The sequence below is a fragment of the Spirochaetota bacterium genome (assembly GCA_034190085.1).
In the GTDB taxonomy this organism is placed as follows: Bacteria; Spirochaetota; UBA4802; order UBA4802; family JAFGDQ01; genus JAXHTS01.
Genome location: JAXHTS010000078.1, coordinates 1 through 24412, shown reverse-complemented (window position 1 = coordinate 24412; position 24412 = coordinate 1). Strand labels below are relative to the sequence as shown.

The window sequence follows — 24412 nt, the reverse complement described above, 5'->3', positions numbered from 1 at the left end:
TTATCTAATTGAATGATACTAAAAGTTGAATATTTGCGTTTATCTGGATTTAATGAAGAGAAGGCATCTCTCCCTTCTCAAAAATAGTGGATTATTTAGATTATCTTATTCATTCAACATCTATTCCAAATGATGATTTATTATAAATAATATCATTAATTAGGGTAATGACTACTACTTTATCAAGTGGAAGATTAAAATAAATGAAATTCGGTTTGGGTTGCTCAATATTATTCAATTTGATATACTTACCCCTCTTTTCATCCAATGCATACTTCTCAACCATCAAAAGATGCCTATTGCTCTGGATCTTATATTCAAATGTCTTCAACTGCGACTCCAAACCTATTGTAGTTCTACCTACTTCAAGCTTATCAATATAAACCTTGTAATATGCCCTCCTATCCCTTTCAGGATTATTAATATTAATATCATAACCTATAAATTTAATATTATAACCCTTGGGTTCTCTGTAAACCCTGATATCCTTAACGGTTTTCCTCTCCTCAACACAGAAAAGCTGAAATATCAATATTATTAGATATATAAAATACAAACACCTTCCCATAATCCCCATCTATTTCTCTCCGATTTCAATTTTATATGGTCCATCATAATTCTCAACTAGAGATTCCACAACAACATAACCCTTATTATCTATCATTTCAATGATAGATTTAGATTCATCACCTCTCAGGATTTCTGATTTTATTGTATAACCCAAGGGATCAGTAATAGATATCTTTAACTCCGAATCCTTTACTCCATATACAGTAAATTTCTTCATTACTCTTCGATTGTACTCTAAATAATAATAATCCTTGTCCCCCTTGCTGGAGATATAACCCTTAATAATGTCATTGCGTATCACATTAGCCAATCCCTTCTTGTCATTCGGCTCTATTTCATTCCCCTCAGAAAAAGGGGAAGAGGATACAGATACTTGATAAGGGAAATCATGATCATATTCACCCCCCTTAGACATCACCTTTATATAATAATCGCTGAATAGAAGGGCATTGGGCATTATTTCCCTCACCCCTTTTGCATAACAATCAATCTCAAAAAGCCTTTTGTCATTGCTGCTATATATTTCAAACTTGATATCCAGATCACCTGGAGGGATTACTTCAATTTTATATATCTTATTTTCACTACTAATATTATTATATAAATAATAATCTATATCCCCTTTAGGGAATATCCTGCCCTTCACATTATCACCAACAATAACATTAGCCTGATCGATTATATTATTTGGTTCAATCTCTGAAGAATGATCATAATCCCTTGAAGTAACTAATAACCTATATGGCACATCACAATTAGATTCGAAGTTCGAGGCAACCATAATATAATATATTCCAGATATAGAAATACCAATATCCTTCAAAAGTTCTCCTTGTCCTAGGCCATTCATATCCGAAGATCCTATTTCATCCTGCTCAAAATCTAAAAAGTGCAGGATAGAATTGATCTCTGGCACCCCCGATAGTTCAATATTTAGAAGTATCGGTTTTTCGCTATCTAACTCAACATTTAGATAATACCAGTCTTCCTCCCGCAATGGGTGATTTTCGCTATAGTTCATTCTATTATATGATGGGGAGAAATAGCCTAGAATTTCACTTCCCACCTCCAATAGGTTTGCATTCTTATTGCTATCATTGGTTTCATGCTCTTCGTTATCCCATTCCCTTCCAGACAATCGCAATTTATATTTATTCTGGCTATTTCCATTTACCTTATCCATCTCGCCATGCAGAACTGTTATATAATATACACCCTTATTTACAAATAAATTGCATATTCGCTCAGGTGAAGACTTTCTCAAATCATCTACATGTTTCATTAACACATGAGAACCATCATACCCCCAAATCTGAAAAGCATGATTAACCCCCTTCACTGGAGCAATGGAGACGTCAACCACCATTGGGGTTATTACCTCAAGCCTGTAAAAATCAATATCATCTAGTGTATTTAGCAATCCCTCCACTATTGAATTGGTCTCAATTCGATTAGCTCTGGAAAAGGCATCATTAGGTTCAATCTCCTCATATGTTTTTGTGTTACAGGACATCATAATGGCTAAAATAATGAAAAGGGATATCAATTGAGATATAAATTTCCTTTTGACTTGTACACCTTTGTTAATAATATTAATAAACATTATAAGTTATTGTATTAGTGTAATCAGTATGCGGATGAGGAAGCTGCCCTTTTACTCTTTAGAGAGATGCATGGGCCTTTTATCCCTTTCTGGGGTATTGATATTTCAAATAATATTATTTCTCTAATTATCAAAATGCTATTTCAAGAGGATAATATTTATAAATACAAATTTCCTCTAAGTATGTTAAAAAAGAGTATTTAATAAAACTAATAAGTTTACTGCCAAGCTATTGGTAATTATTATAGTATAGTTCTCTCTTATTATTTGATAATATAATTGTATTGAATGAAAATAATTATTATACAATGCTAAACATATTGACATATCCAGATCATAACTCATTAATAACATCAAACTGAAGCATCCTATATATATTTATCCTAATAAGTCAATTATAAATTGACATGAAGCTGAAAAAGGATATAAGAGATCTTTCACCTATCCTAATATATATTAGGACAAATTGATAAAGAATCATTGATTAGAATATTGATGAAATGTTAACATAGCAGAGGAGGATTTGAATGTGTCTTTCAAAGGTGTATCTAAAAGATAAAAATAGCGAAATCATTATTGAAGAGGCCGCTTCAATTATAGATAATGATGGCAGAATTGAAATAAATTCAATTTTTGGTGAAAAAAAGGAAATCGAAGGTTTTTTTATTAAAGAAACAAACCTCATGGAAAATTATATTATACTTGGCGAGAGGAAGGACTGATAATGCATGATCACAATCATCATCATAGTCATAATCATGACTCTGAAACTGCTAAAACTGACTATGAAAAGTTAAAAATGTTAATGAAATACTGGCTGAGTCATAACAAAGAACATATAAATGATCATGAAAAATGGCTAAAGAAAACAGAAGAGATGGGATTAAATGATGTGGCTTCAGAGTTGAAAGAGATTATCAGTCTCTTAAAAGAGGTCAATAAGCATATTAGTTTGGCTTACAAAAAAATGGAGGGAAGGTAGTATATTCAAGGCTATTTCATAGTAAGTTTTAGCAGATAGGGTTGATATTCTAATGGATTAATATAAATAACAAATATTAAGTCCCCAGAAGAGAATATCTCCTTCCCAGAATAATACCACAGGGATCTATTTGTGCCATTGGGAACCAACATAGGAGGTTCATAGATAATCCTCTTTTGAGATTTATAGAGCTCCCTAAAATCGCTGAAGGCGACCATTATTATCCTTCCAGTCATTGTCTGACAGTATATGATCACATACATACCAGAATTTTCATTATAAGAGATTGAGCATTCCCCCATCACATCTCCCAGAAAGGGCTCACCATTTTCGATGTTTTTCACCCAATTCCCATCCCGTGTAAGATAATCATATGATGCGCGGTTCTCTATCCCTTTAACATCTACTCTGGCTATCTTTATTGGCGAAGTATAATCCTTTTCTTTGTAATGACCTGCTGTATATATGTAATTCCCCTTCCTTAAAACGGTTGCGCCAAAGGCAGGATATGAAGATGGGAAGAGATTTGGAAGCCTCTTGAACTCGACATCATCTCCAATATTCCAATTATTCGGTATATTCCATACTGCAATCCCTACACCCATCATATGAAAGGAGGTGGGCCAGTTCATCTTTATTATATAATAATATATATAAACCCTATTATCAATTCTTACCCCGTCTACAGGCCAAAGTCTGTATAGCCTCGGATTCTCATCCTTTCTATATTTTAAGAATTGACAGACCCTGCCTTCCTCCTTTAAATAAAAAAATCTCAAATTCCTGACATTTTCTGGTGTTGGGACTTCAGAAAATGCAAGCGAATTCGAGATCATATCAGTGATATTAACCGACTCAGAAAAGGTTGCTGATGTTGAGATATTACCCTTCCATGTCCCTAGGATTGTATCGCCAAAAGTCCATAGTACTATTGAATCTGACAATATAATTGGCGTAATGCCATCCTGACCAAGCACATCCCCCTTTCTGGATTCCCCAAAGATGCCAAGCTCTTCAACCCTTCCGCAAAAAAGGAATGAGAAAAGCACTGCAATCGCCAATAACCCCTTCATATTGATAATAGCTGCTAATAACCTATCCTTATCTCAACATCTGGTAGCTTATTCTCAATTTATTCTGGATAATAACGGTTACCCTCCCCATTGTGAATTAATACCCTTATAATTGCCACTCCTTATAGATCTCATAATTTATCTTAAACTGATCCATATCCAATCCAGCACAATAGGGTTTACTCATATCGAGATCGCTATGTTGAAGCAGGTTAATTATAATAAATTGCTTTTCCATGGAAAGGGTTATCTCTAATGCGGAATTAAGCTGCTCATCTGTAAATTCGCCAGACTTGCCAATTAAGCATATCCCGACGGAATTCCTATTAAATCCCCTGACATGAGCCCCCCTTTCACCAGATTCTATTAGGTGATCCTCATCCAATGGCCTTCCGGTTTCAATGTACCCATTATATCTTGAATTATATCTATTAAGATTTAGCCATCCATTCAGAATGACGTAGTGATACCCTATATTATCCCATCCATTACCCTTATATCTTTTCCCATTTTGAACAACCTCTCGAGGCGGCAATGTATGCCACATGGTAATCAATGCTGTATTTCCAAATCTGGAATCAGAACAGTGAAATATTACATCTACCATTGTATTTTTGGCCTTTCACTTAGCTTAACTTGGGGAGGAATTTCGCCCGTTACGAGTGACGTCAACTTGCCTCTTAAACCCCTCTTTTCAGCTGATCTGCCTATTGAATAAACCCCTATCACACCGCTCCACGCTATAAGAAAGGTCTTAAAAATAGAATCGGAGCTTTTAATTATATCCCCAAAATTATCAGCACATAATTTGCTAAGGATTATATGCCTCAAGCCAAAAATTTCTAACAATATAAAAATAAGCCCAACATATACTACAGTTGGTCGAGCCCTTTTAGTATACTTATCATCCTGACGCAACTCTGCCAGCATTATCTCCGACTTCGCTTCGAGTTCACTCCTTATAGTTTGCTCTATCTCTGACTCTCTCTTCTGGATTAGCTCCTGCATCTGCTGCTGAAATTCAAAACTATTCCTCTGCTGTTCAACCTCCAATTTCTGCAATTCCATTCTAAGTTTGGTCTTCTCCTCATCGGTGGTAACAAATCGATCAATAGAATCCGCTATACTGTCAATAATGCCTCCAGAAGAACTTGAGAAAAATTTCAATAGCGAGTTATACCATGCCATAAACTATCTCCCTTATGTAATAATTATGTTACACTATATATAAAGCTACATCGTAGCTTAAATAACATATCACATCAATCACAAAAGATTGACCTCATGGCCTCTGAAAACCCTGCTGGACCAATCTTCTCTGTTCTCCTTACCTTAAGCGCAGTCTCAATTGTTGTGTTGTCATACTTTTTTACAAGAAATGGGATATCCACAACCTCCAACATAGGGATATCATTCTCACTGTCTCCTATTCCAACTGAAATGACTTCATCGATTCCATATGACGATTTAATATAATCGATAACCCTCCTCACAGCCTTCCCCTTGTCAGCATTCTCATCAGAAATGTGATAATATCTTCCACCCTTTGTAATCTTAATCTTATGTCTCTCTAAAAGATCGTTTGCTTTTAAGATGTCAATCTTCTTCTCAGACGAAGAAGGCAAAAAGGGGAGTGAGGTTAAACGATCTTTAGCAAACTTGGCGCTTTTTTTTGAAAGATTTGTCTCCGCTATTATCTCCTGTATATCCATCTCCAATAATGTCCGTATTGGGGTCTGTAACACCTCTCTCAATACCCCAAACTTTTCCTTTAATTCCTCTATACCTATACCAAGTATCTCAATCCTGAAATCACCTTCCTTCACCTGGGAAGGGAAAGCAATTCCGCCTCCATTTTCAAATATAAAGGGGTAAGCAAGATTCAGCTCCCGATGCAGTTCCTTCATCTCAGGTAAAGTTTTACTTGATACAGGGATGAGCAAAACGCCATTTTCATTTAAAATTTTAATCCCGTCTAACGCTTTTTCATAGCTGTATGTATGAAAATCCAGCATTGTTCCATCAAGATCAGTGAATACCGCATACATTTTTCTATCCATTATTATTTATGGTTATAAGCATCAAAGAATTCATTTGAACTGACTTGCAGTGATGTCAGGCCTAAGCTGCCTGTGGCTATATTAAATTATTTCTTCTTAAGTAATAAAAATTCCACTCGCCTATTCCTCCTCTGATTCTCTGAAGTGGTATTTGGAAGAAAGGGGGCTGTCTCCCCCATCCCACGGAATGTCAATCTGTCTTCGTCGATTCCCTTTGAGATAAGATAACCCCTAACAGAATTTGCCCTATCCTCAGACAATTTTAGATTATACTTCTCCTCACCAATGTCACAGGTATGACCCTCAATCATAATATTATATCTGCTGTATTTGTCTAGTATCTCTGCCACCCTATTCAAGATTGGGAATGCCCTTCCTGTAAGATTTGCGCTGTCAAACTTAAATTCAATATTACTGATCATAATCTTGAATCCACGTTCAGTTACAACCACCAGCACATCTATTGGCAATCTTATCCGCTCTGTCTTGGATATGTTTCTGGCAAGATCTGTTGCTGTAAGCTGAAGATAATAATCCGCCGCTGATTCAACCAGCATATTCGACTTCCCTACCCCATCCCATTTAATCTCACCTGCTAACTCTGACTTGCCCTTAAATGTCCTAAATTTTGACCCTGAGGATGCATATATATCTAAACTCCATTCTGTGATGCCGAACTGATCCTTTGCTTCAGGGAAAATAGTCAATATGTCATTATTGCCATCTTCATCAGGAGAAAAGAGACTAGGGGAATAATCTAAAGACACACGCGGTGGAGTGCTATCTATTATTATTTCCTTTTGGAAGGATGCTGGCCTATTCCCGCTGTTAAATCTTGTGCTGATTTTATAGGAATACCTTCCATCCTTCAGCCTCTTTCCATTTCTATTCCTGCCATCCCACTTGATAAACTTTGGAAAGTCAATCTTCCCATCGATTCGCCTCATCTCATTCTGATCCTTATCAGTGATAATTATACTCCACTCTTGGAGTCCTTCTGTTTGTGAGATGTATGGATAGAATGAAATATCATTATTCATATTATAAGAAAAATATTCCATTGATGTTGTCAAATCTGCTACTTCGTACTTTCGAGTGAGTGAAATCTCTCTCTTGAATTTCTCTACCCTATTACCAGCCCTATCATTTGATTCGATAAAAAAGGAATAGAGTCCTTCTTTAGCCTCAACCCCAATGTTATCCCTACCATCCCATACAACTGAATCGGGAAACTGATCCCCTACCCATTGAAAAGACCTAATTATATTGCCCCCTGAATCCGTAAATCCTGCCCTCCACTCATCATCAATCGAGGTTGTTACATCCAATCCTATTTTTATGGTATCCTTTTGATCATCTCCATTGGGAGAGAAGAGGAGATATTCTGTTTTTATCTTTACCTCAGGGGGAGTATTATCGACATATATAATCCCATCCTTTGACTCTGCAATATTATCCCTCTCATCCCATGCAATAAAGGAATATTTATACCTACCATCCGGGACATTCCTTCTCCTGGAATCTGTTCCATCCCATAGAATGGTCTCAGGCACTACCATGGATTCCTTCCTCTGCCATATCTTTCTAATAAAATCCTTAAATCCCAAATCCTCCTCAATATCACGTTCAGATATCTTGTACTCTCTGACTACCTCTTCCTCAGCATTGATAATCTGCAGCCTCCAACCCTTTATGCGGCTTCGATCATCTACCTCAAGATTAAAAAAGACAAAATCCTGCCTGCCATCATAATTGGGAGAGATATATTCTTCGCTTGCCTCTATCTTAGTATCTGGCGGCTTTCTATCCAACCTCCCATATTTCATATTCAATCCCATATAATGAACAAAATCCGAGCCACTGTAATGGACAAGGGAATAATTGATATCACCCTCAATCATTCCTTCCTTGAACCTGTAACCTAATCCAATCGTAGAATCTCCGTATTCATAAGATTGCGGCAATATAAATCCCACCCTGCCAATATATCGCTTCTTATATGTAGTCTCAAATCCAAACTTGGCTGGAAAATGATCATACTTATGGATTGCAGAGAAATCATTGAAAAAGGCAATATCCATCTTCCCTTTACTATAGAATAGGAAATTGTAACCGAATGTTAGTTGATTAAAATTTGAATAGTCATCATTCTCTCCTGTAGGTATTCCTGCATTCAGGGAAATACCTATTCGTGGATTAAGGATACCGAATCCCTTTTGAAAACGCTTCCCATAATTCAATCTATAAATTGATCCAATGGAAATACCTGTATAATAAAGTTTGTCCGAAGCATCCGAACCATTGAAGAGATTCAACGCAGCTCCCATCATAAGCCTATCCGTAAAATCCTTTGCTCCGCCTATTGAGAGAAGATATCCATTCTTGATATCATTCCTATCGGATGGAATGTCCATAACTCGAAGCGATGTCCCAATAACACCGTAAGATGTGGGTAAAGCGACAGATATATTGGGATTATAGAATCCGAAATCCAATGTTCCGAATTGTATACCAAAGCCCAATCTCTCAGAGAAAGCGATGGACGCAGGATTCAGATAGAAGAGGTCTACCCCTTGTGATGAAACACCCGTCCCTCCCCTGCCAAGAGAAATTGCTGAATCACCCAAAAGGATAAGATTTAATCCGCTATCCCTCTTGGCAAATAGCTGTTGTGATAACAACATCAACACTGTTACAACGGATAAGACAAATATAATTCCTTTTCTCATGATTTCCAAATATTGTAGCCTAATTTTTGAACATCTTTGCAAAATGATTGTATATTCTTAAAGCATGCTTTTTGTCTCTACCCTCTGAAATAATACGAAAAATTGGTTCAGTATTGGATGGACGCAGATGAACCCACCCCCCCTTGAATTCCCCTTCCTTGACAAAATCTATACGCATTCCATCCAACGTCGATATCTTCTCATCTCTATAAAAATTCTTTAGTTTTAAGAATATCTCATTATCCCTTAAACTGTTATCATATTTAACCTTACCCTTTTTCATCACATAAACCGGAAGGTCCCTCACCAATTGAGAGATAGTTTTCCCCCTCTCAGCCATCATCTCCAGGATATATCCGATTCCCACAAGACTATCCCTACCAAGATGAACCTCAGGAGATATTACTCCACCATTCCCCTCGCCACCGATCCTTGCTCCATTCTTTAACATATCTTCCACAACGTTTATCTCGCCAACCTTCACCCGCTTAAAGGTTGCTCCATACATATCAGCTATATCTTTAACAGCATTGGTTGTGGAAAAATTCACAACAACCCTTCCGATCTGTTTAGATAACAGGTGCTCCACAACAAGCGGTATTGTATTCTCTTCCCCAATAGGCCTTCCATTCTCATCAATAATGGCCAATCTATCCGCATCTGGATCCTGCGCAAATCCGATATCCGCTGATTCATCAATTACTCTCTTAGATATCTCCTTTAAGTTCTCTGGCAAGGGCTCAGCACCTCTTGGGAATATACCATTCATCTCACAGTTGAGGGTCGTCAACCTGCATCCAAGTCTATTCAGAAGTTCAACCGTTATTCTGGATCCGGCTCCATTAACAGAATCCAAGACAATAGCGAAATCCCTCTTCCTTATTGCCTCGCAATCCAATGCATCACAAATCCTCTTAATATGGATGTCATGGGCCATGTTATTATAGACGACTTCGCCGATCCCATTCCACTTCTTGTACTTAAACTTCGTTTCCATAAGAGAAAAAAACTTTGAAATATCTCTTGAATTAAGAAAGGTTCCCTTTGAATTGATTAACTTAAATGCATTCCATTCCGCTGGATTATGTGAAGCAGATATTACTATACCACCATCAGCCTGAAGTTCTTCCACCATCAATTGAACCGTAGGGGTAGGAACAATTCCAAGATCAATCACACTACATCCTGAAAGTGCTAAAGCTGATTCCAAGGCCCTTGATATCGCTTCACCGCTAGGCCGACTGTCTCTTCCAACTACAACAGTACCATTCTTTGAATATTTTGCAAAGGCAGAAGCAACCTTTACAATCAATTCCGGAGTCAATGTCTCGCCAACCACACCCCTGATACCCGAAACACTCTTCATTAATCTTGAAGCCATATCATCTCCGCCTGCTCCTCCTGGTTTTTTTCCTCTTAACCCCGCCACTTGTAATATTATTCCTTTCTCCCTGGGCATTCTGTTTGAATTCCTTCCTAGCACCCTGGGACGGCTGTGCTGTAAGAACAGGTATTCCTCCCTGCTCAGCAAACTGCTCTACTTCAGCATGATGTTCTTCCCCTATTTTAGTATACTCAAAGTCCTCATCCTCTTCCACAAGGACCTCCTCAATCTGCACTTTCATAATAAATTCCAATATATCCTGTCTCAATTTATCCATCATCCCCCTGAACAACTCAAATCCCTCTAGTTTATATTCTACCAGAGGATTTCTCTCGCCATAACCAACAGTCCATATACCATCCCTCAATTCATCCATAGTCAGAAGATGCTCGCGCCACTTAGTATCAATAACCTGAAGGGTAATCAGCCTCTCAGCTATTCTCATAGCATCATTGCCTACGGTAACCTCCTTGTCATTATAGGTTTTAAACAATTCTTCCTTAATATTATTCACATACTCATTGTATGAGAGTTTATAGGGATCTATCCTGTCATGATCAATGTTAATTAAATACCTTGTTTTCATAAAACTCTGTAATCCATCAAGATCCCAATCCTCTGGGTGAGACTTGCCATCTGTGTAAAACTCAACTATAGATTCCGCGACCTCGGTTATATATTCATTTACTATTGACGATATATCTTCACCCTCTAATAATTTATTTCTCATATCGTATATAAATTCCCTCTGAGAATTCATGACATCATCATACTCAAGAAGGTGTTTCCTAATCTCAAAATTTCTCCCCTCCACACGCTTCTGTGCGTTTGCAATTGCCTTCGTAACCATTTTGCTCTCAATCTCCTGCCCCTCCTCCATGCCTAGTCGCTGCATTACAGATGATATTCTGTCTGAGCCGAATACCCTCATCAAATCATCATCCAGGGAAAGATAGAACCTCGACGAACCAGGATCGCCCTGCCTGCCAGACCGCCCCCTCAACTGATTGTCAATACGCCTAGCCTCATGACGCTCTGTTCCAAGAATATGAACACCTCCAGCATCAACAACACTCTGATGGTTACCTACCCACTCCCTCCCTTGCCTAATAATATCCCTTGCTTTCTGTTTATCCTGGCCAGTCATCTTTTCTGATATATCATCGGCCTTATCAAATTCATTATTCAGCACTGAAATCTTAAAATCATCCCATATTTCACCCTCATGAACAGGCATATGATTATCAACTTCATCTATGTATAGTTTTCTACCACCTAAAACGATATCCGTGCCTCGTCCTGCCATGTTAGTCGCTATTGTAACAGTTCCGGGACTTCCAGCCTCAGCGATTATCTTCGCCTCCCTCTCATGATATTTTGCATTCAGTACATTATGGTGAATCCCCTTCATCTTTAACAAATGTGACAACTTTTCTGACTTCTCGATGGAAATGGTACCCACAAGTATGGGACGTCCCTCGCTACTCAACTCTTCGATTTCCTCAACAATAGCATTATACTTTTCCTTCTCTGTCCGATATATTTTATCAGGATAGTCGTCCCTCTTTACAGGTTCGTTAGTTGGAATAACTACAACATCCAGATTATATATCTTCTTAAACTCAACCGCCTCAGTATCAGCTGTTCCAGTCATACCGGCCAGCTTCTTATACATCCTAAAGTAATTCTGAAAGGTAATAGAGGCAAGAGTCTGGCTCTCCCTTGCAATTGAGACATTCTCCTTTGCCTCCAGGGCCTGATGCAGTCCATCGGAATATCTTCTTCCTGGCATCAACCTCCCAGTAAACTCATCTACGATTATCACCTGCCCATCTGCCACAACATAATCAACATCCCTTTTAAAGAGCGTATGCGCCTTTAGGGCCTGATTGATGTGATGAACTATCTCAATATTTCTGCTATCATAAAGATTATCAATCTTCAATAATTTCTCAACATGTCGAACACCTTGTTCAGTCAACAGGGCGTTCCTATCCTTCTCGTTTATCTCATAATCCTCTACCTCGATAAGGCTTGGGATTACTCTATTCACTTGAATATATTTCTTTGTTGATTCATCTGTAGAACCCGAAATTATTAATGGAGTCCTGGCTTCGTCAATCAGAATGGAATCAACCTCATCCACTATTGCAAAATTAAGATCCCTTTGTACCTGCAGGCGTTTATGCTGAATCATATTATCACGCAAATAATCAAAACCGAATTCATTGTTGGTTCCATAAATCACATCACAACTATAAGCCTCCTGCCTTTCGTATGGATCCATATCATGCTGAATAATCCCAACCAATAGCCCAAGAAATCTGTATACCGGCCCCATCCACTCCGCATCCCTTCTGGCAAGATAATCATTTACAGTAATAAGATGTACTCCATTCCCATTAAGGGCATTGAGATAAAAGGGAAGCGTGGCTACAAGAGTCTTACCCTCGCCTGTTTTCATCTCAGCTATCTTGCCCTGATGAAGAACGACCCCCCCCATCAATTGAACATCGAAATGCCTCATTCCCAAAGTCCTGATTGATGCCTCCCTCACAAGCGCAAAGGCCTCTGGTAATATGCTATCCAATGACTCTCCTCGCTCTAGTCGACCGCGGAATTCAAAAGTTTTGGCTTCCATAGCCGCATTGGACAGTTTTTTCATCTCAGGCTCTAGGGAATTAATCTTTTCAACATATGGACGAAGCTTCTTGATGTCCCTTTCATGCTTTGTACCAAAAAAAATACTCAATGTTTTATCTAACATTTTTCAACCTTTCACAACCTTAAGCATTTGTGAATCAATGCTGTTTATTTGAAATTTTATCAATAGAGAAATGCTAAACACTCACATCATCAAAGATCATTAGAACTCAAAATATAACAATGGAATCATCCTTATTCAACAGTAGAATATCAATAATATCCGTAAGCCTTTGGATATTACATCCTGTAACTGAAGAAATTGATAATATATCTCTTTCACCTAAAAGGTCAATCTTTTTCTTTAAATCTTTTCTATCTACCAAATCGACCTTTGTGAGAAGTATTCTATATGGCTTCAATAATAATTCCTCATTATAGGTTTTTAGCTCGGATTTTAATAATTGCAGGTTAAATGCTGGATTACTCTCAGTTGAGTCTATAAGAAATAGGATAGCCTTTACCCTCTCAATATGCCTTAAAAAGGAGAGACCAAGGCCATGACCCCTATGCGCACCTTCTATTATTCCCGGGATATCTGCAATTGTGTAGAATGTTCCATCAACCCTTTCATGGACTCCAAGATTGGGAATTAAGGTAGTAAAGGGATATGCTGCAATTTTTGGTTTTGCCTTTGTTATTCTGGAAAGCAGCGTTGACTTCCCAGCATTGGGAAGCCCCACCAGACCAACATCCGCTATAAGCTTAAGATTGAGGGAAAGACACCTTTTCTGACCTGGTATACCAGGCTGGGAATATTTAGGAGCCTGATTGGTAGAGGACTTAAAGAAGGCATTACCTCTTCCCCCAACCCCGCCCTTACCCACCAATACCCTTTCCTCACCCATAAGAAGGTCAGATAAAAATTCACCTGTATCATCATCAACCACCTCAGTTCCTGGAGAGACCTTTACTATCAAAGGCTTCCCATCTCTCCCGTGTTTATTCCTACCCATGCCTGGATGGCCATTCTCAGCCCTATAGATTCTATCATTAAAGAGGTGAGAGAGATTATGATATGAAGGATCAGCCTCAATATAAACATCCCCCCCTGCTCCCCCATCACCTCCATCGGGGCCGCCACGAGGGATATATTTTTCTCTGCAAAAGGAAACAGCCCCGGAGCCACCATTTCCAGCCTCTATACGAATATTTATGGAATCGGTAAATTTACTCAATATAATCCCCCAACAACAAATTCAACCCTCGCAATCCTCACTTAATATCTTTCGAATCAACCGATATTCCCCAATCCATAAACAACAAATCGCGCGAATTTATTCCTCCGCGCGATTCTATCTCATTTATTATACTGTGTAATTTGATTAAGGTTGTGATAAGGGATACACGGAAACCCTCTTTCTAGCCTTATCGATGTGCTCGAACTTAACAACCCCGTCAATCCTGGCAAAGAGGGTATCATCCCCCCCCCTACCGACATTGAATCCAGGGTGTATCTTTGTCCCTCTCTGACGAACAATAATTGTCCCGCCCCTAACAACCTCCCCTCCAAATCTCTTGACTCCCAATCTCTTGGATCTAGAATCTCTTCCATTTCTGGTTGAACCGCCACCCTTTTTATGCGCCATTATGCACCTCTCTCATTCAAAAATAATCTCCAGAGCATCAGGATAATGATTGATGATCTCCTTTAGCCCGATTATCATAGTATTTAGTATTACCCCTAAAGCAAATAAATTTGTCCTTCCCGCTTCTCCAATATGTATAGATGATTCCAATATGCCATCCCCTTGTACTATCTCTTGATGAATATTCGCGACCTTGGTTACTGCTAGTATTGATGTCTGGATTATGGCTGATATTGCTGAACATACTATATCAGAACCCTTTTTGTCAAATCCTGAATGACCATAAGCCTTTATACCCACTTCACTATTGTCTTTGTTTATTATTACACCATCTTCTAAAACAACATTTTTCAGATAGACCTTTATCACTCAGAACCTGCTGATACCTCATTTATCTTTAATCTCAAATACTCAGGTCTATGACCTAATGTCCTTGTATAATTTTTCCTCTTCTTAAATTTTATTCCCCTAACCTTCCTTCCCTTTACTACTCCAAGCACATCCGCTGTAACCTTGACATTATCCAGATATGGTTGTCCAAGAAGCACCTGATCCCCCTCAACATACATCAACACTTTATCAATGGTAATGCTACCCTCTCTTTGATTTCTTAATTTATCTACATGAAGCATCATATCCTTTTCAATTTTATATTGCTTTCCGCCTATTTGCACTATCGCGTACATAATAATTCATCCTTCATTATAATTTAAGGGGAGGATGCTCCTCCCCTCATTCATGGGCCCACAAGGACTTGAACCTTGGACCTACTGATTATGAGTCAGCCGCTCTAACCAACTGAGCTATGGGCCCTCATTGACTATTTAATCAAAAATAATCCGATTATAATAAATCATGTCAAGTAATATTTCAGATAAAGCCAAAAACAGACACATCCTCCAAAATATAACCCTGATGATTATGGAATTGCTACTACATATGTAGTTACAATTTAGATCATATTATTCAATCATGATCTCAGCTATATATGGACTCTGGGATTTTTCTACTCCAAAATAGTACTTCTCCTCATTTATCTCAATAGCATCATTATAAGCCTCAACAATGCCAACAATATGTACAATTACAGCTAAAACAAACAATAATCCCGATATGATTAGTTTTGACTTCTTATCACTGCTGGAGGCATCGCTATCAGTAGCAACATATAGATAATAACCGGCAAATGAATACCCCACAAGGGTTGACATAAAAATACCTATCCCCTTTATATCCTTTTTCATATAGATATGCCCACCACCAGGGATTACCAAGGAGAGCAAACATGCCAGCCTTGGATCCTTCTCCATTGGTATTCTCTGATAATCCCGCCTCTCTGGAGTCTTCTCATTGAACTCATCGAAAAACTTTGGAGGCTCTTCTTTCCTCTTTTTGCCAGCCTGCTCTTCTAATGTTAATGAAAAAGCAGTGGGTATAATATTAGGGATAGTGGTATGTATCGTAAATACTACAAATACCAATAATAAAGATAGCGCCTTAAAAAATCGATTATTTTTACATACAGATCTCAATATACATTGAAATACTTCCCTCATCACCTACTCCAATAATAAAAAAAATAATTCTAGCCGATTCTACAATCCATGTTTATATGGTTTATGTGTATTTTCATAAATAAAAACACTTACAAAAATATTATATTATAAAGGGTTTGCAGGCAAGTCACTTTTCTTTATAGTGCAAAAATGTAAAGAAAAAACGCCTTATATTATTTCAAGATACCTACTTTAACAGGGATATCCGATTCTTCCCCTCTGCCTTGGAAATATAAAGGGCCTTATCAGCTTTATTTATAAGGTCTTTAGCATCCTTATCCTTAACAGGATTAAGCTGGGCTATCCCAATAGAAACCGTTACGCCCATTGTTTTATTATCATACTCAATATTTAACTCTTCCACACAGGATTTAATTCGTTCAGCCACTATGAGCGCTTCCTCAATATCAGTATCTGGCAAGATTATGCCAAACTCCTCTCCTCCATACCTTGATGCCAAATCACTCTGCCTGACATTTTCCATTATCAATCTAGCTACATTCTTTAATACAATATCACCGCATGTATGGCCATAGTTATCATTAAAATCCTTAAAGTTATCTATATCTATCATAATAAGGGAGAGAGGGACCTTCTGTTCAATGGCTCTCTTTCTGTCGTCCACCAAGGAGGTCTGGAAGAAATGATGTATCTTTAGTTTAGTCATCATATCTGTAGTCGCCATTTCGAACAGATGTGCATTCTGGATAGCTATTCCTGCGAGCGAGGCGATATCCAAGAGATATTGCTTCTCTACTTCAGTAAAGGGATCATCATTGATCCTTTCTCCTAGGATAATAATTCCATTGAGCTTACCCTTCCCCTTTAAGGGCACTATTAAGGAAGGCCCAATAATTTTCAAGGTGGTCGTTGAAGGATCATCCCCAATGATTTCATTCAACTCATTTAGAGTATAGCATCTAAAGTTATCCTCTAAAAATCTCATGAGATGTGAATCAGCATCTATCTCATATTCCATATCATGATTAAGCTCAAATCCCTTATAGTTTCTATGTAATATATAAGTATTGTTGCTGATATCCTTCTGTAAAAAGATACCTGCCTTAACAAGCAACATCTGCCCCATACAGGTTAATAGAATAGACTCAATTAGTATGTTGCTATCTAATGTAGAGTTCAAACCCTTACTTATCTCAATTAGCTGAGTTAGATCATATATCTTCTTTTCAAACTGATCTATTATGATTTTTATATTATGATCTAGATCTTCATCATTTTGTTTATCCATCTATAAGGTCCTGTGATAATTTCATTACATAAGATACTATAAGGTGAATTTCAACTCATCACAAACAAATTGCTTACTCAAATAGGGATATTGCATTTTCTAAATCAATCTTGCCATCATATATGGCCTTGCCAACAATACACCCCTTTAGACCTCGATTGACGAATTCACTTAGCTTATATATATCATCTATTGAAACAACACCACCCGATGCGATTAAGGATAAATCACTCACCTCGGAGAGAATTGTTTCTATTGAATTAAAATTTGGTCCACCTAACATCCCATCTTTAGATATATCTGTATATATTACCTCTCCAATACCAATATTTTGCAACCTTTTTATCAAATCTACAGCAGAAATATCAGAAACATTCTTCCATCCATGAGTAGCCACAATGGAATCCCTAGCATCAACCCCAACAATAATATATTCAGAATATTTTTCAATAATAGCTTCACCCGCTCCAGTGACTAGAGCAGTTCCAATTATAATCCTCTCAATCCCATTATCTAAATAATCCTCCACCATTTCTATATTCCTTATCCCTCCTCCAATCTCGATTGGGATAGAAATGGATTTTGCTATTTCAACTACAATATCCCTATTCACAGGAGACCCCTCAAAGGCCCCATCCAGATCAACAACATGCAATAACTTTGCTCCCTTCCCTTCAAACCCCCTAGCAAGGCTGACCGGATCATCTGAATAGACCGTCTCCCTATTAGGATCTCCCTGAACAAGTCTCACTCCCCTACCATTCTTAATATCTATTGCTGGAATAATTAGCATGCCATCCCTACAAAATTTTCAATAATCCTTAATCCCATCTTGTGACTCTTCTCCGGATGAAACTGAGTTGCGATTAGATTTTCATGTCCCACAATACATGGGAACTCGACACCATACTCAACCTTTCCCAATACAAAATCCTTATCATCTATTATAGGATAATAGCTATGAATAAAATAAAAGTAAGATCCTGATTTAATTCCATCTAAAAAATTGGACTTGCTATTTATATTAACATCATTCCATCCCATATGCGGCACCTTTTGGCCTTGAGTATTGAAACGGACAACCCTGCCAGGTATAATACTCAACCCCTCATGATATCCAAATTCCTCGCTTGACGAAAATAATAACTGATACCCCAAACAAATTCCCATAAAAAAACCACCACTGGAAATAAAATCCCTCAAAGGCCCTATCCATTTCATGTTTTCCAGGTTTTCCATCGCCTTCCCAAAAGCGCCATCCCCTGGCATAATAAGGGCTGAGGATGAATCAATAGAAGATGGATCATTGGATATCCGCACTCTGTCAGTATACTTCTCCACTGCCTTTACAACAGATCTCAAATTGCCCATACCATAATCAATAACAGTTATCATACAATTATTCCCTTTGTTGATGGCACGCTATCCCCTAAGAGTGGATCACCTGAACATGCCTTTGACAAGGATACCCCAAGAGCCTTAAATATGGATTCCTGAATGTGATGCCTGTTCTCTCCATAAAGGACAATAACATGAATATTCATTGCCGCATTAGTAGCAAAGGACCGCAAGAACTCCTGAGTCAACTCCTCGCTATAACCATTGATGTATCCATCAAGTCTTGGTCCTATATATGAAAAATAAGACCTCCCTGAAAAATCTATTGCAACCATTGTCAGTGCATCATCCATTGGAATAATAGCATCACCAAATCTCTTGATTCCTGCCCCTGATCCAATAGCATCCTTAAATGCCTTTCCAAGACAAATCCCAATATCCTCAACAGAATGATGGCCATCTATCTCATAGTCTCCCTTACAATTCAAGTCAAGGAAAAATCTTCCATGTCTTGCCATAGCACCTAGCATGTGATCGAAAAAGGGCATTCCAGTATTGATAATCGATTTATCAACATTATTCAAAATGAGATTCAATACAATATCCGTCTCAAGTGTCTTCCTCTTTATCTCAGATTTCTTTTTCATTTTTCCCTCTCATTATTCTAATATTATCATTCTGTATAGAAACTGGAATATACAGATGAAGATGTATCTCGATTGCAATCATAGCAAATTGTGAATAGCCCTAATACTCGAATCCAAGACTAAAAATAATTTCTTTATCTCCAAAGTATTCATAATAATAAGGCCATGCATAATCAAGCTTCAGGATAACTATAGGATAGAGCATTAGCCTAAATCCAAAACCCAAGTCTGCCTTAAAATCATCAAATTCCTTCGTCTCAGTATTTATAAATCTAAAATGCTCGTCCCAAGCTGATCCACAATCAGCAAACAAAACACCCCCAATCCCACCCATCCTGAAGAATAGGGGCCATCCAAACTTAATACCCTCAATAAGAGTAAATCGAAATTCAGCGCTGAAGAGAAATACATTCTCTCCACTATATTCAAAAAATGGATGCCCCCTTAATGTATTATAACCTCCGATGTAGTATTTAAAATATTCCCTATCCCTTCCAAATATCCTCCCTCCACTACCCCGTAGGGCTAAAACATACCTTTTTTTCAAGAGGAAATACCTTCTTAAATCTATATCCATACTGGTAAATCTCTTATCCTGGCCTGTCAAATTGAATGATTGTTCAACTTCAACCTTACCTCTAATTCCATCTAAGGGAACCATAAACCCCCAAAGCACATTATCAAATCCTAGGGAAAGGGACAATTGATTCAGATTTGCGTATGTATCAGGCCTCACATTATATGAATATACATCATCCCCTTCGATAAAAGATACCTCCCTATAATCCACCTCGTATCTGCTGGATGAAGCCTTTATATCAAACCTAAAGAATCTTGTGAATGGATACCTGGCTAAAAGATAGGCGCCATAATAATCCATATAGCGAAAATCATCGTATACCCCCTGTATGAGATCATTAACACTACCCATAGTAATCAATCCATAGGGATTGCTCTGACGAAATAGACCTAATCCGAAATCCCAGCGATTTTTTAGTGAATAATAGGCTATATCATAGTTTGGATTATTCTCATCTTCATATCTGACATAATCTATTGCAATAATCATCCTATGATCACCCATATAATCAGAAATTCCAGCCCGCAGGAAACCTCCATACATACCACCTCCTGTGGCCGCAAAACCTCCCAATAATGGATCATGACTTATTTTTGGTGTATACTCATCAAATACAGTGTCAGACATATTAAGATATGACTGAGTATAGCTAGGTTTAATATATTCGGTATCCCTTGCTAAATCTTCATGGACTTTATCAGCATCCTTAATTCCCTTTACAAATATATCATACCCAAGATTCTGATATGCGACAAAGGCCACCCTCTCCCCATCAGGGAACCATCGCGGATAAAAAATGCCGCACAGAACATCTGTAAGCCTCTGATCCATACCTGTATCCAGTTCTAACCGGTATAGATTGTATATACCTGTACGATTTGAGATGTATATGATCTTACTATCGTCTGGTGAGAGATCAGCCTGTAAATCGCTTCCCTCATTATCCACAACCAGAATCCTCTCACCTGTATTCAAATCTATTTTAAAGATGTTATAGTCATTCCTCTCATAATCCCCATCAACATTCCAATTGGAGGAAAATAGTACAAATTTATTATCAGAGGATATATTCGGATATCTATCAGAGAAGATATCATCAGTTATTCTTGATAAGTCATTCTCTATTAAGGAATAGATATAGATGTCCAATGAATCGCAGCGCTGTCCCACAAAAGCGATAAGGGTTCCATCCCTTGAAAGGATAGGATCCATTATATTTCGGAAGGGAAGCCTTATCTCCCTCTCTATTTTACCATCGTCGGAATTAATCATAAATATTACATCCCGTCCATAGGATTGAGAGACAAATACTATATATTTCCCATCCCTGCTCCAAGAGAGATAGTTATTAAGCAGATGCATTCCCTCAAACCTAGAACTCCTGCCCCCTAGAACCAAAGACCTGATCTTTCTCTCCCTTTTCTTTTTTTTCTTATCCAAGGCGATAATCGAAATGCTTGAGTAGATATCCCTGTTGGTTAGATAGGCTATCTTCATCCCATCAGGAGATACAGCAGGGCATACATTAAAAACCGAATTCGTTTTCTCATGAAAGGTTAGCTGTTCCCCCTCCTCTTCATCAAAATTTTTACCCTTAATAATCGGGAAGTACCTCTTCTTATAATACCTGATCCATTCAAGACTCAATTCTTCTAAAGATTTATCCGTAATTACCCTTAATGCCCTTTCAATATTAGACATATCCCTGATATCTCTTAATAAATTGCCTATCCTATATTTTCCATATTTATCCTCTAAGAAAGAAAAGAATGCCTGCCCCTCCTTATATAGAAGGTACGGGCTTCCAATATGAAAATTTGTAAGATCCATCAAGGTGGCATATTTTTCATTAAAGAGTATATCCCTCATAACCATATCAGCGGTCTCATCATATCCCACTGAAAGATATTCTGCCATCCCCTCCATTACCCATAGCGGAACTCCTCTAAAGGCAAATTGAGGTAATGCATTACCATGAGTATCATAAAGAAATATATTATATTGAAAAGCATGGACAAGTTCATGGATAAGCACATGACGAAATTCATGGTATGAACCAGTAAAGGGAACTACCACCCTGTTCTTCATGAATTCAGTAAAGCCGCCCGTTCCCTCACCAATTATCTGAGGGATTATATTATTCTCCTGAAAATCAATATGTGATGGGTAGATAATAATAGGTATCACTTCTGTCAATTCATGCCTTAAGCTATTGGCAAGATGGACATATCCATTTTCACAAAATTTTGCAGCCCTCTCAACAAGCCCCTCCATCTCATAGGGATAATAGATGTCAAAATGGATTGTCTTAAAGATATTCCAACGAAAGACCTCCCTATTTACTTTGTTCTTTCCAAAGGGATATAAATCTGAATAAGGGAAAAACATGATAAATATCAATGCATATACCTTAAAAATCTTAACACCTTTCAACAAAATCGCTTCTCTTCCTTGATATATTTACTAAATTATAAAAGCCTTCAATCTTGAAATATTGCAAATAAGGGATGGTACTTCTTATATAATCCATCAATTGGAATTAAATCCTGATAAATACTCTATATTTCAAAGCATAAAACCTCACCATTTGGGTATAGTTAGAATTTATCGACTCCCAAATATTGATAAGTTATCATGCCAATCTTGAACTATTCTCATTTTAATAGAATTATTGACTACTCAATTAATTGACAAGCAAAGTTTTGTTAAACTCTTCCTAGGTAAAGCAGGTCACTAATTATTAGAAGTTACAAAATTATTTAAAAAAAAACAACCAATTATCATTTTTTCTTGACTATCTTTCGATTTATTCCTAACTTGGAAATAGGAAGTCCAGACGGTTTGTTGTTAATTATAAACAACATTATATGATATTTAATTTTGAAAACTATTTTCGACACAATTCCTCATCTGAATGCCTGAGTAATGATACTATCGATTGCTAAGAGTGATATAAGTAAGTATATAAAGATATAAAAATATATAGTTAAGCTAAGGGCTTATACAAAGTAACAATGAATATTTTTGAGGAGGCAAAATGTATAAGTATAAAAAAAATCAATTAATTTCTGTTCTTTTATCACTAATCTGTTTTGTTTGTATCAATTGCTTTGAGGATATTGATAACAATCCATCTTACACCTTTGATCCACTAGAATCTGATACAACCCCACCGGCAATAACTTCAACCTTCCCTGAGGATGAAGATGAATCTGTTCCAATCAATGAAGAAATCATGGTTACATTTAGCGAACCCATTGATATTTATACTGTTGAGTATATAAATAATTTTACTGTTAAGGGAGATGGTCATTACTATAGTGGGGATTTTAGCTATAATGATGATAATACAACCATTACTTTTACACCATCAAAGAATCTAAATCCATACACCACCTATTGGGTCACTATTTCTACTGAAGTAGCAGACCCTGCAGGTAATAAAATGGAAGAAGAGTATAATTGGAGCTTTACTACAGCTATCGTAGTTGATTCTGATTAAGCTTAAATGATTTAAATGAATTTCTAATTTGTCCAAGGTTTCTGCACCCATGCTAAGTTTTATTTAAAAAGCGGGATGATGCTCGTTAACAAACAAGTCCAAGGTTTCTGTACCCAAGCTAAGTTTTAAATTACTTAGCGAGATTTTGATCTCGTTTATAATAATGTCCGAGTTTTCTGGGTCTACAAATGTTTCTTAACAATTTGGAGGGTTACATCTATAACACGCAGGAAATGGAAGCGGAAATAACCTCTCATATACCCGATGTTGATTTGTGAACGGATCTTAGCTTAGTCATACATAATATTAAGACAAGTTATGGCTGTATCTTTTCAATTTACCCTCAATCAGAGTTAGAAGCTGCATTGTAGGCACATTAGGGACTAAACTTATCAAAGTTTTTTTGAGGGGGTATTTATTATGAAGAGATATTCAGCTTTTTTATGTACTACATTACTACTATTTTCGTTCGTATTCTGTTCCTCAGAGGATCTTTCTTATTTCCAGAAGAATGATCCTGAACCTGAATTCAAGTTATTTAACCTGCTTGATGACTGGCCCGCCTTACGGAGCATGTTCAATCCGATTGATCAGCGCACATTCAATAAGCTACTTGCTGAATCTTTGGATGATTATCTCAGCGAAACCAAGAACGTGGTATATCTTGTAGATGATCTATTGACAAGCAAGGAACATCCTGTAGCTGATACTATCTCAAACGTCAGAAACCTGGTTAATCAGATAATTCAACAGGACAAGCTGGATAGGGATCCTGTTTTTTCTCGCAGGGATTCTCTATCAGAATCATATTATGCTGATAACATGTACAATCTTATGGATAAGATCT

23 protein-coding genes and 1 tRNA gene are annotated in these 24412 nt (G+C 37.4%); 4 read left to right on the top strand and 20 right to left on the bottom strand.

The window, feature by feature from the left end:
- Window positions 1-109 precede the first annotated feature (109 nt).
- The gene (locus SVZ03_16180; protein ID MDY6935743.1) at window positions 110-568 is read right to left on the bottom strand and encodes a hypothetical protein; all 459 of its coding nucleotides are present in this window, start codon (window positions 566-568) and stop codon (window positions 110-112) included.
- 9 nt (window positions 569-577) lie between these two features.
- The gene (locus SVZ03_16175) at window positions 578-2116 is read right to left on the bottom strand and encodes a hypothetical protein (protein ID MDY6935742.1); all 1539 of its coding nucleotides are present in this window, start codon (window positions 2114-2116) and stop codon (window positions 578-580) included.
- A gap of 584 nt (window positions 2117-2700) precedes the next feature.
- On the opposite strand from SVZ03_16175, the gene SVZ03_16170 reads away from it, so the two are divergent.
- Both SVZ03_16170 and SVZ03_16165 read left to right on the top strand, forming a co-directional pair.
- On the top strand, window positions 2701-2895 hold the full coding sequence (locus SVZ03_16170) for a CooT family nickel-binding protein (GenBank protein ID MDY6935741.1): 195 nt from the start codon (window positions 2701-2703) through the stop codon (window positions 2893-2895).
- A gap of 2 nt (window positions 2896-2897) precedes the next feature.
- On the top strand, window positions 2898-3155 hold the full coding sequence (locus tag SVZ03_16165; protein ID MDY6935740.1) for a hypothetical protein: 258 nt from the start codon (window positions 2898-2900) through the stop codon (window positions 3153-3155).
- Window positions 3156-3166: 11 nt separating this feature from the next.
- On the opposite strand, the gene SVZ03_16160 is transcribed toward SVZ03_16165, so the two are convergent.
- The 18 genes from SVZ03_16160 to SVZ03_16075 form a co-directional block, all read right to left on the bottom strand.
- Window positions 3167-4228, bottom strand: coding sequence for a DUF4185 domain-containing protein (locus tag SVZ03_16160; GenBank protein ID MDY6935739.1), 1062 nt, complete (start codon window positions 4226-4228; stop codon window positions 3167-3169).
- Between the two features lie 106 nt (window positions 4229-4334).
- A complete protein-coding gene (locus SVZ03_16155) occupies window positions 4335-4835 on the bottom strand; it encodes an N-acetylmuramoyl-L-alanine amidase (protein MDY6935738.1) in 501 nt (166 codons plus the stop codon).
- The gene (locus SVZ03_16150; protein ID MDY6935737.1) at window positions 4829-5416 is read right to left on the bottom strand and encodes a 3TM-type holin; all 588 of its coding nucleotides are present in this window, start codon (window positions 5414-5416) and stop codon (window positions 4829-4831) included. Before SVZ03_16150 ends, SVZ03_16155 begins: the two co-directional genes overlap by 7 nt.
- 74 nt (window positions 5417-5490) lie before the next feature.
- Window positions 5491-6288, bottom strand: coding sequence for an HAD-IIB family hydrolase (locus SVZ03_16145; GenBank protein ID MDY6935736.1), 798 nt, complete (start codon window positions 6286-6288; stop codon window positions 5491-5493).
- 86 nt (window positions 6289-6374) lie between these two features.
- Window positions 6375-9017: an OmpA family protein gene (locus tag SVZ03_16140; GenBank protein MDY6935735.1), complete on the bottom strand. Its 2643-nt coding sequence runs from the start codon at window positions 9015-9017 to the stop codon at window positions 6375-6377.
- Window positions 9018-9036: 19 nt separating this feature from the next.
- Window positions 9037-10398, bottom strand: a complete 1362-nt coding sequence (glmM, locus tag SVZ03_16135) for a phosphoglucosamine mutase (protein MDY6935734.1) — start codon at window positions 10396-10398, stop codon at window positions 9037-9039.
- A 1-nt stretch (window position 10399) separates the two neighbouring features.
- The gene (gene secA, locus SVZ03_16130) at window positions 10400-13168 is read right to left on the bottom strand and encodes a preprotein translocase subunit SecA (protein ID MDY6935733.1); all 2769 of its coding nucleotides are present in this window, start codon (window positions 13166-13168) and stop codon (window positions 10400-10402) included.
- A 106-nt stretch (window positions 13169-13274) separates the two neighbouring features.
- Window positions 13275-14282: a GTPase ObgE gene (gene obgE / locus SVZ03_16125; protein MDY6935732.1), complete on the bottom strand. Its 1008-nt coding sequence runs from the start codon at window positions 14280-14282 to the stop codon at window positions 13275-13277.
- 147 nt (window positions 14283-14429) lie between these two features.
- Complete coding sequence (gene rpmA / locus SVZ03_16120; protein ID MDY6935731.1) at window positions 14430-14693, bottom strand: 50S ribosomal protein L27; 264 nt, start codon at window positions 14691-14693, stop codon at window positions 14430-14432.
- Between the two features lie 12 nt (window positions 14694-14705).
- The gene (locus tag SVZ03_16115; GenBank protein ID MDY6935730.1) at window positions 14706-15062 is read right to left on the bottom strand and encodes a ribosomal-processing cysteine protease Prp; all 357 of its coding nucleotides are present in this window, start codon (window positions 15060-15062) and stop codon (window positions 14706-14708) included.
- Window positions 15059-15379 (bottom strand): 50S ribosomal protein L21, encoded by a 321-nt coding sequence (rplU, locus tag SVZ03_16110; protein ID MDY6935729.1) that lies wholly within the window; start codon window positions 15377-15379, stop codon window positions 15059-15061. Before rplU ends, SVZ03_16115 begins: the two co-directional genes overlap by 4 nt.
- Window positions 15380-15432: 53 nt before the next feature.
- A tRNA-Ile gene (locus tag SVZ03_16105) sits at window positions 15433-15506 on the bottom strand.
- Window positions 15507-15655: 149 nt separating this feature from the next.
- Entirely contained in the window at window positions 15656-16249 is a 594-nt protein-coding gene (locus SVZ03_16100; protein MDY6935728.1) for a hypothetical protein, read from the bottom strand.
- 187 nt (window positions 16250-16436) lie between these two features.
- Entirely contained in the window at window positions 16437-17498 is a 1062-nt protein-coding gene (gene dgcA, locus SVZ03_16095; protein ID MDY6935727.1) for a diguanylate cyclase DgcA, read from the bottom strand.
- Between the two features lie 73 nt (window positions 17499-17571).
- Window positions 17572-18291, bottom strand: a complete 720-nt coding sequence (gene hisA, locus SVZ03_16090; GenBank protein ID MDY6935726.1) for a 1-(5-phosphoribosyl)-5-[(5-phosphoribosylamino)methylideneamino]imidazole-4-carboxamide isomerase — start codon at window positions 18289-18291, stop codon at window positions 17572-17574.
- On the bottom strand, window positions 18285-18893 hold the full coding sequence (hisH, locus tag SVZ03_16085) for an imidazole glycerol phosphate synthase subunit HisH (protein ID MDY6935725.1): 609 nt from the start codon (window positions 18891-18893) through the stop codon (window positions 18285-18287). The genes hisA and hisH overlap by 7 nt, the downstream gene beginning before the upstream one ends.
- Window positions 18890-19483, bottom strand: coding sequence for an imidazoleglycerol-phosphate dehydratase HisB (gene hisB, locus SVZ03_16080; protein ID MDY6935724.1), 594 nt, complete (start codon window positions 19481-19483; stop codon window positions 18890-18892). Before hisB ends, hisH begins: the two co-directional genes overlap by 4 nt.
- Window positions 19484-19583: 100 nt before the next feature.
- Entirely contained in the window at window positions 19584-22496 is a 2913-nt protein-coding gene (locus SVZ03_16075; protein MDY6935723.1) for a BamA/TamA family outer membrane protein, read from the bottom strand.
- A gap of 604 nt (window positions 22497-23100) precedes the next feature.
- Between SVZ03_16075 and SVZ03_16070 the strand changes: the two genes are divergently transcribed.
- Window positions 23101-23565, top strand: a complete 465-nt coding sequence (locus SVZ03_16070) for an Ig-like domain-containing protein (GenBank protein MDY6935722.1) — start codon at window positions 23101-23103, stop codon at window positions 23563-23565.
- 420 nt (window positions 23566-23985) lie between these two features.
- Window positions 23986-24412, top strand: a 427-nt coding sequence (locus tag SVZ03_16065; GenBank protein MDY6935721.1) for a hypothetical protein, incomplete at its 3' end; no start/stop codon positions are given.

Excerpts from the sequence above, each read along its gene's own strand:
- SVZ03_16180 (MDY6935743.1), bottom strand. The coding sequence starts at position 568 with ATGGGAAGGTGTTTGTATTTTATATATCTAATAATATTGATATTTCAG.
- SVZ03_16170 (MDY6935741.1), top strand. The coding sequence starts at position 2,701 with ATGTGTCTTTCAAAGGTGTATCTAAAAGATAAAAATAGCGAAATCATT.
- SVZ03_16165 (MDY6935740.1), top strand. The coding sequence starts at position 2,898 with ATGCATGATCACAATCATCATCATAGTCATAATCATGACTCTGAAACT.
- SVZ03_16160 (MDY6935739.1), bottom strand. The coding sequence starts at position 4,228 with ATGAAGGGGTTATTGGCGATTGCAGTGCTTTTCTCATTCCTTTTTTGC.
- SVZ03_16155 (MDY6935738.1), bottom strand. The coding sequence starts at position 4,835 with ATGGTAGATGTAATATTTCACTGTTCTGATTCCAGATTTGGAAATACA.
- SVZ03_16150 (MDY6935737.1), bottom strand. The coding sequence starts at position 5,416 with ATGGCATGGTATAACTCGCTATTGAAATTTTTCTCAAGTTCTTCTGGA.
- SVZ03_16145 (MDY6935736.1), bottom strand. The coding sequence starts at position 6,288 with ATGGATAGAAAAATGTATGCGGTATTCACTGATCTTGATGGAACAATG.
- SVZ03_16140 (MDY6935735.1), bottom strand. The coding sequence starts at position 9,017 with ATGAGAAAAGGAATTATATTTGTCTTATCCGTTGTAACAGTGTTGATG.
- glmM (MDY6935734.1), bottom strand. The coding sequence starts at position 10,398 with ATGGCTTCAAGATTAATGAAGAGTGTTTCGGGTATCAGGGGTGTGGTT.
- secA (MDY6935733.1), bottom strand. The coding sequence starts at position 13,168 with ATGTTAGATAAAACATTGAGTATTTTTTTTGGTACAAAGCATGAAAGG.
- rpmA (MDY6935731.1), bottom strand. The coding sequence starts at position 14,693 with ATGGCGCATAAAAAGGGTGGCGGTTCAACCAGAAATGGAAGAGATTCT.
- rplU (MDY6935729.1), bottom strand. The coding sequence starts at position 15,379 with ATGTACGCGATAGTGCAAATAGGCGGAAAGCAATATAAAATTGAAAAG.
- SVZ03_16100 (MDY6935728.1), bottom strand. The coding sequence starts at position 16,249 with ATGAGGGAAGTATTTCAATGTATATTGAGATCTGTATGTAAAAATAAT.
- dgcA (MDY6935727.1), bottom strand. The coding sequence starts at position 17,498 with ATGGATAAACAAAATGATGAAGATCTAGATCATAATATAAAAATCATA.
- hisA (MDY6935726.1), bottom strand. The coding sequence starts at position 18,291 with ATGCTAATTATTCCAGCAATAGATATTAAGAATGGTAGGGGAGTGAGA.
- hisH (MDY6935725.1), bottom strand. The coding sequence starts at position 18,893 with ATGATAACTGTTATTGATTATGGTATGGGCAATTTGAGATCTGTTGTA.
- hisB (MDY6935724.1), bottom strand. The coding sequence starts at position 19,483 with ATGAAAAAGAAATCTGAGATAAAGAGGAAGACACTTGAGACGGATATT.
- SVZ03_16070 (MDY6935722.1), top strand. The coding sequence starts at position 23,101 with ATGTATAAGTATAAAAAAAATCAATTAATTTCTGTTCTTTTATCACTA.